Source organism: bacterium, from assembly GCA_024228115.1.
GTDB lineage: Bacteria > Myxococcota_A > UBA9160 > UBA9160 > UBA6930.
Genome location: JAAETT010000424.1, coordinates 21,220 through 36,367 on the forward strand (window position 1 = coordinate 21,220; position 15,148 = coordinate 36,367).

17 protein-coding genes are annotated in these 15,148 nt (G+C 65.4%); 7 read left to right on the top strand and 10 right to left on the bottom strand.

What is annotated here, in order from left to right; all coding sequences use genetic code 11:
* Positions 1-47: 47 nt before the first annotated feature.
* The 3 genes from GY937_18200 to GY937_18210 form a co-directional block, all read right to left on the bottom strand.
* On the bottom strand, positions 48-830 hold the full coding sequence (locus tag GY937_18200; GenBank protein MCP5058637.1) for an MBL fold metallo-hydrolase: 783 nt from the start codon (positions 828-830) through the stop codon (positions 48-50).
* Between the two features lie 80 nt (positions 831-910).
* Complete coding sequence (locus GY937_18205) at positions 911-2,104, bottom strand: lipid-transfer protein (GenBank protein ID MCP5058638.1); 1,194 nt, start codon at positions 2,102-2,104, stop codon at positions 911-913.
* A gap of 208 nt (positions 2,105-2,312) precedes the next feature.
* Positions 2,313-2,660: a rhodanese-like domain-containing protein gene (locus GY937_18210; protein ID MCP5058639.1), complete on the bottom strand. Its 348-nt coding sequence runs from the start codon at positions 2,658-2,660 to the stop codon at positions 2,313-2,315.
* Positions 2,661-2,748: 88 nt separating this feature from the next.
* Here GY937_18210 and GY937_18215 point away from each other — a divergent pair, with 88 nt between their 5' ends.
* Positions 2,749-3,177: an HIT family protein gene (locus GY937_18215; protein MCP5058640.1), complete on the top strand. Its 429-nt coding sequence runs from the start codon at positions 2,749-2,751 to the stop codon at positions 3,175-3,177.
* Here the strand turns inward: GY937_18215 and GY937_18220 are convergent.
* Positions 3,165-4,757, bottom strand: a complete 1,593-nt coding sequence (locus tag GY937_18220) for a hypothetical protein (GenBank protein MCP5058641.1) — start codon at positions 4,755-4,757, stop codon at positions 3,165-3,167. The genes GY937_18215 and GY937_18220 overlap by 13 nt on opposite strands.
* Before the next feature lie 220 nt (positions 4,758-4,977).
* On the opposite strand from GY937_18220, the gene GY937_18225 reads away from it, so the two are divergent.
* Both GY937_18225 and GY937_18230 read left to right on the top strand, forming a co-directional pair.
* Entirely contained in the window at positions 4,978-6,165 is a 1,188-nt protein-coding gene (locus tag GY937_18225; GenBank protein ID MCP5058642.1) for an FAD-dependent oxidoreductase, read from the top strand.
* Positions 6,166-6,168: 3 nt separating this feature from the next.
* Positions 6,169-7,431, top strand: a complete 1,263-nt coding sequence (locus GY937_18230; protein MCP5058643.1) for an alkaline phosphatase family protein — start codon at positions 6,169-6,171, stop codon at positions 7,429-7,431.
* Here GY937_18230 and GY937_18235 read toward each other — a convergent pair.
* From GY937_18235 to GY937_18255, 5 genes are all read right to left on the bottom strand, one after another.
* On the bottom strand, positions 7,397-8,200 hold the full coding sequence (locus GY937_18235; GenBank protein ID MCP5058644.1) for an outer membrane lipoprotein-sorting protein: 804 nt from the start codon (positions 8,198-8,200) through the stop codon (positions 7,397-7,399). The genes GY937_18230 and GY937_18235 overlap by 35 nt on opposite strands.
* Positions 8,194-9,531: a hypothetical protein gene (locus tag GY937_18240; GenBank protein ID MCP5058645.1), complete on the bottom strand. Its 1,338-nt coding sequence runs from the start codon at positions 9,529-9,531 to the stop codon at positions 8,194-8,196. Before GY937_18240 ends, GY937_18235 begins: the two co-directional genes overlap by 7 nt.
* Before the next feature lie 27 nt (positions 9,532-9,558).
* A complete protein-coding gene (locus GY937_18245) occupies positions 9,559-9,777 on the bottom strand; it encodes a phosphoenolpyruvate protein kinase (GenBank protein ID MCP5058646.1) in 219 nt (72 codons plus the stop codon).
* 67 nt (positions 9,778-9,844) lie between these two features.
* Entirely contained in the window at positions 9,845-10,879 is a 1,035-nt protein-coding gene (locus GY937_18250; protein ID MCP5058647.1) for an SH3 domain-containing protein, read from the bottom strand.
* A gap of 45 nt (positions 10,880-10,924) precedes the next feature.
* Positions 10,925-11,518 carry a hypothetical protein gene (locus GY937_18255; GenBank protein ID MCP5058648.1) on the bottom strand — a complete coding sequence of 198 codons (594 nt, stop codon included), beginning with the start codon at positions 11,516-11,518 and terminating at the stop codon, positions 10,925-10,927.
* A gap of 125 nt (positions 11,519-11,643) precedes the next feature.
* On the opposite strand from GY937_18255, the gene GY937_18260 reads away from it, so the two are divergent.
* The 3 genes from GY937_18260 (at position 11,644) to GY937_18270 (ending at position 14,193) form a co-directional block, all read left to right on the top strand.
* A complete protein-coding gene (locus tag GY937_18260; GenBank protein ID MCP5058649.1) occupies positions 11,644-12,495 on the top strand; it encodes a ferritin-like domain-containing protein in 852 nt (283 codons plus the stop codon).
* On the top strand, positions 12,492-13,574 hold the full coding sequence (locus GY937_18265; protein MCP5058650.1) for a hypothetical protein: 1,083 nt from the start codon (positions 12,492-12,494) through the stop codon (positions 13,572-13,574). Before GY937_18260 ends, GY937_18265 begins: the two co-directional genes overlap by 4 nt.
* A 100-nt stretch (positions 13,575-13,674) precedes the next feature.
* Entirely contained in the window at positions 13,675-14,193 is a 519-nt protein-coding gene (locus GY937_18270; GenBank protein MCP5058651.1) for a DUF1043 family protein, read from the top strand.
* Positions 14,194-14,232: 39 nt separating this feature from the next.
* On the opposite strand, the gene GY937_18275 is transcribed toward GY937_18270, so the two are convergent.
* Positions 14,233-14,505, bottom strand: coding sequence for a YheU family protein (locus tag GY937_18275; GenBank protein MCP5058652.1), 273 nt, complete (start codon positions 14,503-14,505; stop codon positions 14,233-14,235).
* Here GY937_18275 and GY937_18280 point away from each other — a divergent pair.
* Entirely contained in the window at positions 14,504-15,016 is a 513-nt protein-coding gene (locus tag GY937_18280; protein ID MCP5058653.1) for a hypothetical protein, read from the top strand. The two genes, GY937_18275 and GY937_18280, sit on opposite strands and share 2 nt — an antisense overlap.
* Positions 15,017-15,148 lie beyond the last annotated feature (132 nt).

Below are 15,148 nucleotides of genomic sequence, written 5' to 3' on the forward strand. Positions count from 1 at the left end.
CTCGAGATGTCGCTCGTAGGTGGAATCCCGGTCGTCCAATGGCTCCCTCAGACGTCCAGGCGGAAGGCGTCTCCGTCGCGCACGACGCGCCCCACGGTAGGCCCGGCGAAGTGGGTTCCCATGATCAGGACCGGGCGATCGGCATAGCGTTCCAGGAATTGCAGCCGTGTGGCACGGGCCTGGTCCTTGTCGTAGTCGACCTTGGCAGCCCATTCCGGGTGAGCGCATTGCACCGGATGATGCATGAGATCGCCGGTGATCACGGCTTCTTCTCCGGCTGAGGTGATGTGTACGCTCACATGCCCCGGAGTGTGCCCCGGTGTGGGTTCGAGCACGACTTCCGACGTCACCACGTGGGTGGGCTCGACGAAATCGACCCGGCCGGCGTCGAGCACCGGCTGCACGGAATCGCCCATCACGTCGCCCATCTGCTCTTCGGGATGGGCCGTCCAGTAGTCGTATTCGTCGCGATTCCAGAGATACCGGGCATTGTCGAAGGTTGGCACCCAACGCCCATTCTCCAAGCGAGTGTTCCAGCCGACGTGATCCACGTGCAGGTGTGTACACAGCACCGTGTCGATGGACTCCGCTGGATGGCCGGACGACGCCAGGTCCTGGAGGAATGGCCCCTGGCGGAGGTCCCAGCCCGCGACCGGCCGCTTCTTGTCGTTGCCGACGCACGTATCCACGAGAATTCGCTGGCCCTCCGATTCGATCACCAGTGCGTGAACGCTCATGATCGGATCGCCCGCGTCGTCGACGAAATGGGGCTTCAGCCAGGGAACGGTCGCCAGGTGCTCGGGGGTGGCCTCTGGAAGGATCCAGGTCATGGCGCCCGGAAGCTCGAGTTCCACGACCTTGGTGATGGTGACATCGCCAACCTTCCAGCGCTGTACGGCCTGGCCGTCTTTCACTGCATCTTGCGGTACATCGCCACGACCGCAGCTCCGCCGAGGCCCAGGTTGTGCTGGAGCGCGATCTTGGCGCCCTCCACCTGGCGTGCGTCGGCTTCGCCGCGAAGCTGCCAACAGAGTTCGGCGCATTGGGCCAGCCCGGTGGCGCCAAGCGGATGGCCCTTCGAGATCAAGCCGCCGGACGGATTGACCACGACCTGGCCGCCGTAGGTCTGTGCGCCCTCATCGACGAAGCCGCCACCCTTGCCTTCGGGGCAGAGACCCAGGCCTTCGTAGGTGATCATCTCATTGCAGCTGAAGCAATCGTGGAGCTCGACGACATCCACGTTTTCCGGCCCGAGGCCCGATTGTTCGTAGACCTGCTGCGCTGCCGCTTTCGTGAGATCCGAGCCGACCATCTTGATCATCGACTTCTCATTGAAGGTACTGTCGAAATCCGTCGTCATGGCCTGGCCGAGAATCTCGACCGCCTGGCTCTCGAGGCCGTGCTTCTTCACGAATTCTTCGCTGGCGACGATCGCGGCGGCGCCTCCATCCGAGGTGGGGCAGCACTGCAGCTTCGTCAGCGGTCCGTAGACGGTGGGCGATTCGAGAATCTGTTCCAGCGTGTACTCGTCCTGGAACTGGGAGTAGGGGTTGTTCACTGAATGCTTGTGGTTCTTGTAGCCGATTTTGGCGAATTGCTCGGCGGTCGTGCCGTAGCGCTCCATGTGCTCGATCCCCGCGTTGCCAAACATCTGCGGCGTGGCGGGAGCCTTCGGGTCGAAGCCGCGCTCGTCGATCATCACCTTGAAGTGCTTGTCCATCGGCATGGTCCGGTCCGTGTATTTCATGCCGAGAGAACCCTTCTCCATCTTTTCGAAACCCATGGCCATCGTGCACTCGGCGAGGCCACCCTCGACGAATTGCTTGGCCATGAAGAGCGCGGTCGAGCCCGTGGAGCAGTTGTTGTTCACGTTGTAGATCGGGATTCCCGTGGTCCCGAGCTCATAGAACGCGCGCTGGCCGCAGGTGGAATCGCCGGCGGTGTAGCCCACGGCCGCCTGCTCGATGTCTTCGACCTTCAGGCCCGCATCGGCCAGAGCCTTCTCGCCCGCTTCACGCCCCATGTCCGGATAGTCCCAATCCTTCGAACCAGGCTTCTCGAACTTGGTCATGCCAACGCCTACGACGAATACCTTGCGACTCATGGGGGCTCCTCAAGAATGAAATGGACGCGGGAGCGGACGATAGCGATGCCGCGGGAGTCCTGCTGCCTCGCCCCAGCCCGCGGGGACGGGCTCGTGGGACCTGAAGACAGGTCCGGTTTCGACCCAGGTTCCGTGAGCGACGACCCCAATGGGAAGGTGATCGATTCCTCGCAGTTCCATGTCTTTCCCGGGCCGAACCCTGGTCTTCCTACGGATTCTCCGCCCGAGTTTCATCGCGCCAGCGACTCATACTTCCGGCCAGCAAGCGAAGGTTCTGGAAGCCTGCGCTCTCCAGTAATTCGAGGGCGCGTGTCGCCCGTCTCCCATGCGCGCAGTAGGCAACGACGCCGCGCTCCTTGAAGGCGGCGAGTTCATCGAGACGGTTCGGAAGCTCGTCGATCGGAATCAGCAGGGCGCCCGGGATATGGCCACCACTGAACTCTTCCGGTGTGCGGACATCGAGAAGCAAGGGCGCCCGATCGGCGGCCAACACCTTTTCGAGATCCGGAGGCTCGATCTCGTCGAAACCCTCTCCCGCCGCCGCGCCCGCGATCATGATGACGAGGAGAATGAGAAAGGGATGGGGCAAGGATCTTCGTCGGACCTGTACCATGTCCGCAGGATAACCCCCGAAAGGAGCTTCCGTGCCGTCGATCTTCACCCGAATCATCCAGGGCGAGCTGCCCGGCCGCCTTGTCTGGCGGGACGAGCGTGCGGTGGCGCTTCTGACCATTGCGCCGCTGCGTCCTGGCCACACCCTCGTCATCCCCATCGAAGAGATCGACCACTGGCTCGATTGCGATCCGGAGTTGATGGAGCACCTGACGACGGTGGCCCACAAGGTGGGGCGGGCCATCCAGGAAGCCTTCTCGCCGACGAAGGTAGGCCTGATGATTGCCGGCCTGGAGGTTGCCCATACCCACCTCCATCTGGTCCCGATCGATGGCCTGCATGACCTCGATTTCTCGAGAGCAGACGCGAATCCGGATCCCGCGGCGATGGATGCGGCAGCCGAAAAGCTACGGATTGCCCTTCGCGCAGCGGGGCATTCGGAGGCGGTTCAATCGACGTAGCCCATCGCGCGAAGGCGCTCGATCAGGAGGGCGTTTTCGTGTTCAGGGCCAACGGGTGGCGGAAGGCGCGGGAGGTCGGAGGCCGGAACACTGCGAATTGGATTGGCCGACAACCAGTCCTCAGCGAGGAAGTGAGCGGAAAATTCGCCGTCGAGATCATCGGGCACCGCGACCCCGGCCAGGTGCAGGAACAGCGGGGCGATATCGAGCACCGAGAGCTGTTGGCGTTCGTTCAGTGCACGGATCGGCCCGCCGGCCGCGAGGAATACGGCCGTGGGGTGATGGGTGCCCGTGAATCCGTCGCCATAGACGACCTGCCGGACCGGAACTTCCAGCCCGCCTAGCGTGACCCGGCCGTCGGGCCAGGCGGCTTCCAAGGCTTCGTTCTCGGGAATGAGCACGATGATCGCATGGGCCGGTGCATCGAACTCGATCGAGAAGAGGAAACGGGCGGCCATCCGGTAGCCCCATTGGCGCAAACGCTCGCTCCAGCTGCGCTCCCGGCCCTCGGGCCGATCGATCTGATCGAAGACGACCACATTGAAGAGCGCTTCTCCTTCCAGGTTGTGCGCGCCCTCGAAGAAGGTGACGAGCTTTTCGAGGACGGGTTCGCGTTCTTCGAAGGGGCCGGGCTCGACCGTCAGAGCTGGAAGGCCGAATTGCCCGTCGATACGGAACGTCTCCCGGTCCGGGACGAGTCCCGCTCGCGCCAGCTCTTCTTGGAGCTCGAACGACCAGCGCCGCTCGAAACGTTCGCCAGCTTGGAAACCATGATCCGAGGCAACGAGAACGACACTTTCATGCGGGAGCGCTGCGACCAACTCTCCGAGCGCATGGTCGATGGCTTCATAGCCCTTCTCGACCGCGCCCTGGAACGCGGACTCGAGCCCGCGCCCGGCCAGATCGTCCGCATCGAAGCCCTCGGGAAACGTGTCTGCCCAGAAACGATGGGAAAGGGCGTCGAGCGCATAGAACGTGATCGCACCCGCATCCAGGTCGTAGGTCTTGGTCAGCGCGTTCCACGTCGAGGCCTTGCGCCGGGTCTCCTCGAAGGAACTCTCGAAGAACTCGCCACGGCTCCGCAGCCCCTGGTTCGAGTAGGCATAGCGAGGGATGCCGGCGCGGACGAAGAGATCGTCTGGAGAAGTCGTCTCGTCCTGACGCAGCCAGGCGGGGGCGACGAAGCCGCCCGGGAGCTCCTGGGCCGGCCAGGATACGAGCCACTCCAGCGTCCCGATCCGAAGGCCCTGGACCGAAGCCCGCTCGAAGATCGTCGGAGATTGAATCGCCCGGGCATCGCCAAAGAAATCGCCGATGCCATGGGTTTCCGGCGGCTGCCCCGTGGCGATGGAGGTCCATACGACCGGGGAGATCACCGGCTCGACGGTTTCCAGCTCCGCATGGACGCCGCGTTTCAGGAGAGCCTTCAGGTTGGGCATCCGTCCAGCCTCGACCAGGGGGTCGATCACCGACCAGGATGCCCCGTCGAGGCCAACCAGAACGACACGCGGGGCTGCTCCGATGGGAGCCGCCACGAGGAGGACGAAAATGCACGAGAGAAATCGCGTGATCAAGGCCATGCGTGAACCTACACCAGTTGAGGTTCTAGGGAAGTCGTCGGCAGGTTTCGCCGCACGAGGAGAGATTGAACGGCCATCGCAAGCGCAGAGGGCTCTCCACTTTGAGGCATCGATCCGGTAGCCTGCCGGGCGGAGTGCTTCTGTGCTGCAGCGGCGCGAGGCCTTTCCGGACTCTCCGCAGAGGGCCCCGGAACCAGCTTGACGGGAAATGGAGGTGGCCGTGCAGCGCATCGTGGTGGTCGGAGCGTCGCTCGCCGGTTTTCGCGCCATCGAGACCCTGCGTGCCGACGGCTATTCGGGGGAACTCGTTGCCATCGGCTCCGAGCCGGAGCTTCCGTACGATCGGCCGCCGCTTTCGAAGCAATTCCTGAAAGGTGATTGGGACGAAGAGAAGATTGCTCTGAGGCAGCAGGGTACGGAGGATCTCCAGGTCGAGTGGCGCCTGGGGAAACCTGCGGCCTCACTCGATCTTGGAGCATCTGCGGTACTTCTCGAAGATGGCGAGCGCGTCGCCTATGAGGGCCTGTTGATCGCCACGGGCTGCGTGCCCCGGCATCTGCCTTTCGGGGCGGGTCTTGAAGGCGTTCACGTTTTGCGCGCCGTCGCGGATGCTCGTGCGTTGCGGTCGGATCTGTCGGGAAATCCCCGTGTGGTCGTCGTCGGCGCGGGCTTCATCGGGATGGAGGTTGCGGCCACCTGCCGGGAACTCGGTCTGGAGGTGACGGTGATCGAGCCGCTGGCGGCTCCTCTGGTTCGCGGTCTTGGTGAAACCCTTGGAGGCCTGGTTGCCACTCGATTTCGGGAAGCCGGTGTGGAGATCCGCCTGGGTGTCGGCATCCAGTCGTTCGTAGGCGAGGGCCGGGTCGAGGCGGTCGAGCTTTCGGATGGGAAGAGGGTTTCCGCCGATGTCGTCCTGGTGGCAATCGGCGTGCGTCCCGCGACGGCTTGGCTCGAAGACTCCGGGCTCCGGCTCGAGAATGGCGTCGTTTGCGATGGCTCTGGAGTCGCGGCGCCTAACGTATTGGCGGCGGGCGATGTGGCGAGTTGGGCAGGTACCGCCGGGGAAGCGCCACGCCGCTACGAGCACTGGACCCATGCCGTGGAGCAGGGCGTCCATGCAGCGAAGCGTTTGATGCACGGAACGGTGGTGGAGCCTCTCGATGTCGTTCCCTACGTGTGGAGCGACCAACTCGACATGCGCATCGCAATCGCCGGAGAGCCGGGGGCGAACGATGAGATGCACGTCTGCCACGGTAGCCTGGAGGAGGATCGCTTCCTGGCATTGTTCGGCCGAGAGGGTCGGCTGAGCGGCGCTGTGGCCTTCCGCCGTCCCCGCCCGTTGAATGCGGCACGCCACCTGATCGGTGAGCGAGCGTCCTTCGCGGACGCCATCGCGGCGAATTCCTAGGACGTGTCGTTTCGGCTTTTCGTTGCGATCTGGTGGGTCGCGAGCTTTTCCTTTTCAGCGGCTTCCGTCGGTGAGGAGGCAGAGCCGCCGATCGTCGTCTGGATCTCATTGGACGGGGTGCGTCACGATGCACTCGCCGAGGAGGGATTGCCTGCCCTGGGGCGCATCGCTCGCGAAGGTGCGACGGCCGACAGCCTGCTTCCAGTCTTCCCGTCGAGCACCTTCGCCAATCATGTGGCCCAGGCCACCGGCACCCACACGGATCGTCACGGCATCGTCGGCAATCGGTTCCTGGATCCGGAGCTCGGTTATTTCGACTACGGCAACGATGCCCGCTTTCTGGAGGCCGAGCCGATCTGGGCGGCCGCGGAGCGTCAGGGCGTGCGCGCCGCGACCTTCTTCTGGGTCGGCTCGGAGACGGATTGGCGTGGCGTGGGGGCGAGCTACCGCCGAGCCCCATTCGACGGCGGGCTTCCGGAACGCGTGAAGGTCGATCAGATCCTGGCCTGGCTCGATCTGGCCGAGGCAGAACGTCCGCGTTTGATCATGAGCTGGTGGCATGGCGCCGATCGTGCCGGCCATCGGAACGGGCCCGGTACGCCAGAAGTGGCTGCGCAATTGCGGGAGCAAGACAAGCAGTTGTTGCGCGTCCTCGAGGGCATCGATGCGCGCGGTCTCTGGGGCCGCACCACCCTGATCGTGTCGAGCGACCACGGCATGATCTCCGCGGAAAAGGTGCTCGACGGTCGGAGCCTGCTGCGCAAGGCGGGCCTTTCGGGTCGTGTCATTCATGGAACGTCGGTTGCCCATGTGCACCTGCGCGACCCCTCCCAGGTGGACGAGGCGATGGGGGCGTTTTCGGGAGTGGAGGGTCTCACGGCCTGGCGGGCCGAAGAGTTGCCCCTGGCCCTGCGCTACCGGCATCCGACCCGCGTGGGGCAGGTCGTGCTCCTCGCGGAGCCGCCGCTTCGGCTCGGAGGTGCGCGTCGCCAGCCTCAGGCGCTCCTCGAGATGGTCTTGGGCAAGGCCCGAGGCGGTGCTCACGGCTACGACCCGGCCAAGTACGAGGAGATGCATGCGATCCTGCTCGCGAAGGGGCGAGGGGTTGCGCCCGGGGCCAGGCTCGGCCGACCAGGAGCGATCGATCTCGCACCCAGTGTGGCCGCGCTGCTTGGGATCGATCCTCCGGGCGCGTCCGAGGGTGAGATCATCCCCGGGCTGGGGGCGCCGCTCAGCGAACCCCGCGCCGCAACGCTCGCTCCGTGAAGAGATCCGGGTCGATCTCGGTGGCGTAGTCCACCTCCGAGATTCGGAACACGGTTCGGTGTCCGTTCTTGTGGGTCTCCACTTCGATGTGGTGGGCGGTCCAGATCCCATCGACCTGGCGGATCTCGCCGACGATTGCGCTCTTCTTCGGGCGCCCCGCTGCGTCGATGTACTCGGCGCGTCGCGCGATCCAGATCTCGGGATCGACCCAGTAGGTGACTTTTCCGTAGCCAACTGCCCGCGCCGTTTCGTCGTCTACGGGAACGGCCTCGACGACGACGCAGCGGGCCTCGCCGCAGGCTTCTTCGCGTAGGGTCGTCCAGCGGTAGTCCTGGGCGGAAACCTTGGTCTCGTTCTTCATGTCCTCATAGCTCATGTCGGTGCCGAGAAAATTCTTGCCTCGATCCCTGGCGGCAATGCGTCGAACTTTTCGCAGAGCGGGGAGGTAGAGCCATTGGGCGTCGTCCCGTTCCGGCTCCGGAAAGTCGTGGACGAGAAATGCGGTGTCCTTGATCGTGGCCGGGCTCAGGTAGAAGAGGGCGAGGCGTTTCTCCTGGCCGAACCACCGCCGCAACAGGCGCGCACTTCGTTTTCGGGAGTGACCGCTCTTGTCGATCAGCTCCATCTCGAGCGTACGCTGCGCCGAGCTGCCGTCATCCCGCGCGTTGATGCGCCGAGCGATTTCGTCGCCGTCCGGCAGCCCCTCCGCCCCGGCCACGCCGACGAGGCCGGTGGCTGCCAGGAGCAGGATCACGCATCGCTTCACCATCCCCATTCCATCCCCATGACGGCGCGGTCGCGCCCATCGAACTCGCCGAAGACTCCGCGGCTGCGACCGTAGAAGATATCGAGGCCGGCCCACAGGGTGAGCCCGTCCCGGAGTTCGAAGCTCAGTTTGGGGCGCAGCAGTCCGTCCCCATCGTTCGTGTTGTGGATCCAGATGCCTTCCACCTGGAGGCGTTCGTTCCACAGTTCGCGGCGGGCGAGAAATGTGAGGTTGGTGTCCAGCCGATCGCGCAGCCAGCCCTTTTCGTCTCTCAGGAGCCAGCTCTGGAACACCTGGAACGAGAGCAGGGTGTCCTGGAAGCCGAACCAGTCGAGGCCGAGGACGTAGGCCAGCTCGCCAGTTCGGCCCACCAGGTCGGCATCCGATGGGTTCTCGACCGAGAGGCGTCGATCGCTCGTCCAGCCGACTTCGCCACGAACGGTGAGATCCCCGAACGCATTGCTGAAGGTGCCACCTAGCAGATGGGTGCGTCGGTAGCGCGGAGTGAACGCGACCGTCGGGCCGAAGGGGCCGGCTCCGCGCTGGCCTTCGAAGATGGGGCGGTCGGCGATGTGGTAGAGGTAGTTGAGACTCACGTCGAAGCCACCGACGAAGGCTGCCAGGCGGACACCCGCGTCGGAATCGGCCAGCAGGCGGCGCGGTCGATGGGTCGGTTCGAGAGACGCAAGGTGTCCCGGTACGGACGGCGGGAGGAAGCGGGGCGCCGTGAACTCGAAGGTTGCATCGGGTTCGGGTAGCTCGTGATAGCTCGGATCCGGAAGCCACAAGAGTTGGAGAGTCGCCTCGCCGATCGGTACCTCTGCGTTCATGGCCCAGAGCGGGATGCGTGAATCATCGAAATCATCGAGGATGAACTCGCGGAAGTCCTGGGGGTTGACGACGTCGAGAACCTTGAGGCCGTCCGCTTGACCCCAGACGATCTGCTGCTTGCCGAGGGTGAACCAGGTGCGCCCCCACTGCGTCTCGACGAAGAGCTCGCGCAGCTCGAAATCCACGTGATCGCCGGCTGAGCCACGGCGGCTGAGCGAAGACACTTCCGTCGCTCGCGCATGCCCGGGTTCGATGCGGTCGAACGCGTCCGCCCGCAGGCGACCGATGGCGGTAAGCCGCGTCTCCGGGCCGAGACCCCAATGCAGCTCCGGCTGGGCAACGATCTCGAGCTTCTGGCTATGGGGGCCCCGCAAACCCAGGGCCCATTCCGAATCGACGATGACCGAAAGTTCCGGGGGCTCCATCGCCGCGCTCGCGACCGCAACCCACACGACGGTCGCAGCCAGCCCGGCAGCGTGTCCTCGTCTCCAGCCGCTTTGCACCCCGCGCCCCCGCCTCGTCTTCGTTGCCTACGAGCCGCGGAGCGCGGAGACACTCGATAGCGTCGAAACCATGTAGGGAACGAGCACGGTAAGCCCCATCTTCAGCCATCGCGTGGAATCCAGCTCTCCCCGTAGCAGCGCATCGCCGTGGTTGATGGAAATCAAGATCACCCCAACGATCACTGCGTACATCAACGCACGCCGCACCACGCCCCGCGAACTCGCCAGCTGCAACCACTCGCTCACAGATCAAAGCCTAGGCCACAACGCAACCAGCGGGGACGGGGTTTACAATTGACTTTCCGTAGGAAAGTCAATTGTAAACCCCGTCCCCGCTGGTTGCGTTTCTCAATTCGGCGCCGGTTGCCAGTTCGACGATGCGGGAGATCTCGTGGCAGCCGTGGACCCAGGCGTGGAAGGCTTCGCGTTGGAAATCGTCGAGGGCGTACCAGAGGTTCGTGACGTAGACGGTATGCGTGGCAGGGACCAGGGCGAAGACCAGCTCCGGCAGGGCGTCGGCTGCGGAGATCGGGCACGAGGTGGTCAGGGCAGCCGGAGCGGTTCCATCGGGAAGCAGGGTCAGGGCCAGCTCGTCCAGGCGGGCACCGACCCTCGCGGGGGCTTCGAGGTCAGGTGTCGAAGTATCCGACCGGATCCAGCCCTCGGAGCCGCCGCGTCGGCGAACCCGCTTCCAGCCGCGTTCGATCGAGACGACCTCCACTCGCTCCTGGGCGGTGAGCCGTTCGAGGACCTCCGTGTCGCCATCCGGCCCATGGTGCAACTCGGTGGCGGGGCGGAGCACGATCTCCTCCCGCAAGAAGTCCGTCTCCGGCCTCCGGTCCTGCGGAGGCCAGTGTTCCGGCTCTGTATGCAAGCGGGGCGGCGGCTCCCAGGTTTCTTCGTCCCACCACTCGGGGCCTCGGGAGCTACGCCGCTCCCGCAAGGTGACGGTCGAGTCGATCACACAACGACACTCGCGATGTCTCGGCGACGCTGGGAAGATCACCTGGGCGATTCGCTCTGCACCCGCGGGAAGCCTGCCCAACCCGTCCACCGAATTCATGAAGAGCGCGCGATTCGTGCCGGGCTCGAAGGCACCACACTGGAGATCCGTCAGCTCGGCCGGCTCCTCGCCGGTGCGGATCCGCACGCGTGCGACGCGGAGGTCGCGCTGGCCTGCGTAGGGGTCACAGGAGAGCACCTGGATTCGCAGTCCATCGGAAAGGGACCGATCGGCCGCACTACGTCTGGCGCCGTCGACCCCGGCACCCTCGATCTGGGCATGCGCGATCGAGGCGACCAGGAAGAGGCCGTTCGCCAAGGCAATGCATCGATGTCGAAAGACCATCACACACAGGGTGGGACGCGATGGGCGACCTGTCGATTCGACGCCCTAGGCCGGGCCCGGCGTCAGGACGCAGCCCTCCAACAACTTGGCGACAGCACGGCGGTGAACGCCTGAGGGAGCCGCGCCTTCCGTCGTCTGGAGATGGAGGACATCGTAGAGGCCCTCCGAGCCTGTTTCGATCACCATCTCCACCGGGGCGAGGCCGAGAAAGCCCAACCGCTGGAGCAGCCCACCCAAGAAGCCATGTTGATCGGGCCCGAACAGATCGACCCGCAGGGCGGCGCGCTCCGGATCGTCGGCCAGCGTGAAGCCCTCGATGCGCACAGGGATCCAGTCTGCCGGGGTCGGAGGGTGGAGGGCCAGCGACAAGAGATCGAGGGAGAGCGGATCTCGAATCGCCTGTTGAGAGGAGATCTCGAAACTGGCGGACCAGAGTTCCGGGTTTTCCCGGATCGCCACGCCGCTCTCGATCGTCATGCGTGCTCGCGCCAACCCGCTGCAAACGCCCTCGGCCCAGCGACGAGGCATCGGGCCCCAAAGACGCAACACGTGGAGGTCTCGCCCCTTGGGATGGATCTCGAAGCCGCGTCCGCCGCCTTCGGGAGATTGTTCCGCATCGTCGAAGACCCGAACCCACATGATCATGTCCTCCGGTGTTCCGGAGGTGCAAGGGGTATACCGCGCAGGGAGCCGTCTGCGGCTCCCGGGCCCTCTTCCCTGCTTCCTCCGCAGGCATGTGTGCCCAACTGGTAGGCTGCGCGCAGATGGAGACGACAGAAAAGGAAGAAGTGGCGAAATTGGAAGCTCAGCAACCGGGTGTGCGTGAGGCGTGCCAGCACATCCTCACCCGCGGCGACCTGGCCTCCAAGCTAACACCTGTGGCCGCGGATGGGGCCACTCTTCTCGACTCTGACGTGACGAAGGACACGTTTCCCAGCCGTCCCGTGCGGGGCGCCGGGCTGGAAATGGCGAGCGGTGCCGCAACGCTGCCCCGGCCGGGTGCACTGCGCTCGCCCCATGCCCGCGCCGTATGTCTTGCCCGCTTCGCTCACCACGAGCTCCAAGCGGTGGAGCTCTTCGCCTGGGCGCTGCTTCGCTGGCCCGAACTTCCCCAGGAGATGGCGGCGGGGTGGCTACACATCCTGGGGGACGAACAGCGCCATGCCCGGGCGTATCTCGACCGGTTGGAGGCCCAGGGTTTCGCCTTCGCGTCGTTTGCCCCTCATTCGGACTACCTCTGGAAGAACGTCGACGTCATGGAGACCCCGGCGGCCTTTCTTGCCGCGGTGGGCCTCACCTTCGAGCAGGCCAATCTCGATTTCAGCCTGCTCTACCGGGACGCGTTCCGGGAGGCGGGAGACGAAGAGAGCGCGAGGGTGTGCCAGGAAATCCATGACGACGAAGTCGGCCACGTGGCGTTTGCGGCGAGCTGGCTCGAAGTGCTGCAGCCGGGGGGCGATGCCATCGCCCGCTACGAGGCGAGCGTGCCGTTCCCGTTCTCCGCGGCTCGAGCGAAAGGCAGGCGCTTCGACGTGGCGGGGCGACGCAAGGCCGGCCTCAGCGATGCCTTCATCGAGCACGTGCGTACGGCCCGCTCGTCCCAGGAACGAGGGTGAGTCACCTGCCTCGCCTGCTTCCGAATGTTTCGGCCGAGGAAGGCCCGGGCTGGCGCGAGCGCATTCGCGAGCCGGCGGCGGCTGCGGTGGTGTCGCTCTGGCGCGGCCTCTTCGAACCTCCGGTGCCACTCGCGTGGCTGGAAGGGGTATCTGCCGCTGCCTGGTTGAACACCGAGGAAGCTGCCGCGTGGGCGGCCGAACAAGGCCGGACGCTTTTCGGTGCCGCGCCCGGGATCGTGGCCCGTGTCCACGACAAGGCCTTCGCATTGAGCGCCGCCCGCGAAGCCCGGCTCTTGCCTCCGCCCTGGGACCAGATCGGCGTCCTCGAGCCCGCCGAGTTGCGCGATCCATCCAGCGCCTGGGCCATTCTCGATGCCCGGTTCGCCTCCTCGCCCGATGCGTTTCGTGCCTTCACCTTGAAGCCGCGCTTCGGAAGCAGCGGCAGGGGGCGGGCGGCCGGGCGTAACAACGGCGGCGACCGTGCGGCGCTCGAAGGCGCGTTCTCACGCCTGGCCAAGCGCGGCGGCGCGCTCATCGAACCCTGGGTCGAACGCATCGAGGATCTCTCGGCGCAGCTCTTGATCGAGGAAGGCGGCAGCGTTCTGTTGCTCGGCACTTTCGAGCAGTGCACCAGCCCAGCGGGAATCGTTCGAGGGCACCGGGGCCGGGTCGATTCCCGGGGCCGAGTGACCTCGGGCTCTCGCCACGATGAAGCTCTGCGTGAGGCTGCCGTGGCGATGGGGCTGGCGGCCTCGGAGGCTGGCTACCGCGGCCCGTGCGGCGTGGATGCCTTCGTCTACCGGGATGCGGCCGGCCAGGAAGCCTTCAGGCCGGTGGTCGAGCTGAATGCCCGCTTCACGCTGGGCCAGATCGCTCTCGCAGAAATGCGCCGGAAGGTGCCCATCCTCCGCGAACGCCTGGGCCTGGCCCCTGGTGTGTTGTGCGCGTTTCACTTCGGGCTGGCCCCGCCTGCAGCGGGCTGGCCGGCTGAGCGGGAAGAGCTGGTGTGCGGGGCAAGCGGCGATGGACCCGGTTTGATCGCAGCACGCGAGGCGGAGGGTCTGCCGCCGGCCTTCTGACCGGCTCCTTTCGCCGCCCGATCGGGCTCGCATCACCGTCGGTGGGCTCCTCATCGTGCTAACGTGAGGAGTCCTGAGCGATGAACAGAGGGGACCAGAGATGTCGAATTTGCAGGAGTGGTTGGCGGTGGCCTTGCAGCCCGAGGTGGCGCTACCGGTTTTTCTCGGTGGTCTGCTGCTTGCCTTCTGGCTCGGCCGCCGTACCGGCGACAATGTGAGCCAGGTCAAGGAGCTCGAGGGCGCTCTGGATGATGCCCGCGGGGAGCGACGGATCGTCGAGCAGGAACTCGGCGAATACCGAGGCCAGGTAGGCGACCATTTCGCGGAGACGTCACGCAAGCTTCACGATCTCACCCTCCAGTACCGATCGGTCTACGACCATCTGGCCGCAGGTGCCGGGCAGCTATGCCCCGATCGCCTCGAGAAGCTCGAGGGCGGGCTCGGGCTGGACGCCCTGCCCGAGGAGCTGGCCGCTCCGCCGGTCACCGACGAATCCTTGGCGAGTGCACCGGAAGGCGAGCCCCTCGAGACCGATGAGGATCTGCTGGCGGCTCCGCCGGTAGAGGAGACTCCGGCCGAGACTGCGCAAGACGAAAGTGCGGAGGCCCGATCCCTCTGATTCGGGCCGGGCGAGCCCTCGGGCGCTTTCCACGCGGCATCAGCGCCGTCCGGGCATCTCCGGGCCCGGCACGATGTTGATCGTTTCGGTCTCCGGGTCGAACACGACGAAGGCCTCCTCTCGCCGCAGTTGGCGAAGGACGTCTTCGACCTTGTCCTTGAGGCTCCGTTCGACGGCGCCGTAGTCGGTGCCCTCGCGGTTGACGAAGGCCTCTACTAGCCCGGTGAGCGTTTCGGCTTCGAGTTCATCCGGGGGGATGACGACGGGGGAGGGGCGCTCTTCCACACCGGGATGCTCTACCCTTGGCGCCATGCGTGCAACACCTCTCGCGATCATCCTGATGTCTGGCGTTCTGTTCGGCGTTTCGTCGGCCACCGCCGAGGAGCCGTACGCCGTAGGCGAACAGCTGGCGTCGATCGAACTGGAGGACCAGCACGGAGAACTCCGGGCCCTCGACGAGAGCGTGAAGCTCATCCTGTTCAGCCGTGACATGGATGGGGGAGACATCTTGCGGGAAGGGGTGGCACGGGTCGGGGGCGAACGGCTCGAGGGCCTCGGTGCCCTCTACCTCTCCGATATCCACCGCATGCCGGGGCTGGTCGCGCGTTTCATTGCGATACCCCGCATGCGCGATCGCCCGTACCCCGTGCTCCTCGATCGCGACGGAAAGGCAACGGCCCGTCTGCCGGATGTCGAAGGCCAGGCCACGATCCTGGAGCTGGAAGGCCTGACCCTGCGAGCGGTTCATCACTTGGATTCGGTTGAGGCCGTGCAGGAGCGGCTCGGCGGGGTGGCCGAACCTGACGAGCGAGTCGACGACTAGTCCCTTGTCACACCAAAAGCTGGGGGTAGAGTCGTCGCAGTTTCACGCGGGCTTGTTGGGTCGTGAATTGCCAGTCGACGCCCTTCGTCGTTCGGTTGCGATCGTCTTGCCAGGCTTGGACTTGGCGCGTGA